This is a genomic window from Planococcus halocryophilus, assembly GCF_022489025.1.
GTDB classification, from domain to species: domain Bacteria; phylum Bacillota; class Bacilli; order Bacillales_A; family Planococcaceae; genus Planococcus; species Planococcus halocryophilus_A.
In genome coordinates, this window is record NZ_JAKVTG010000047.1 from 1 (window position 1) to 517 (window position 517).

Sequence of the window (517 nt, forward strand, 5' to 3'; positions counted from 1 at the left end):
ATTAGACAAGAGATTTGAGGCTGTTCCACTCATCCCTTCAGGTGTGTTTTCTGCTGCCGTTTCTTCTTCAGCAACTTCTTCCTCAGGTTCTTCTGTAACTTCCTCTACGGGTTCTTCAGTAGTAGTATCTTCTTCAACCGCGTTTTCTTGTTCTTCAGCCATCGGTTCAGCTGTATCCTCGGCTACCGGTTGTTCTTGGCCACAAGCGGCCAGTGATAAAATACCTGCCGCAAGAATAAAACTGAATTTTTTGTTAACCATAAGTAATCCTCCTCGATTTTTGTTCTTGCTAATAGAACGCAGAAAGTTGAGAAATAGATTGCTTTTTTTAAAATTAGCTATAAGTTTCCTGTTTCTTCTATAAGAAGAGACAACTAGTTTACCCTTCTTGATTTGGCTTATTTAAAGGAATCTTTTAAAAAGGAAATATATAAAAATAAAAAATTAATTTATTTTGTTGAAAAGTAATCTAAAGTTAATCCCTTTGCGTTATGCCTGTATAACGAAAAAAAAAAAG

The 517-nt window shown here is 35.4% G+C and carries 1 pseudogene; it reads right to left on the bottom strand.

Annotated features, from left to right (window positions below):
• Window positions 1-261: pseudogene (locus MLE13_RS17925) on the bottom strand (plastocyanin/azurin family copper-binding protein); the annotation flags it as partial.
• Window positions 262-517 lie beyond the last annotated feature (256 nt).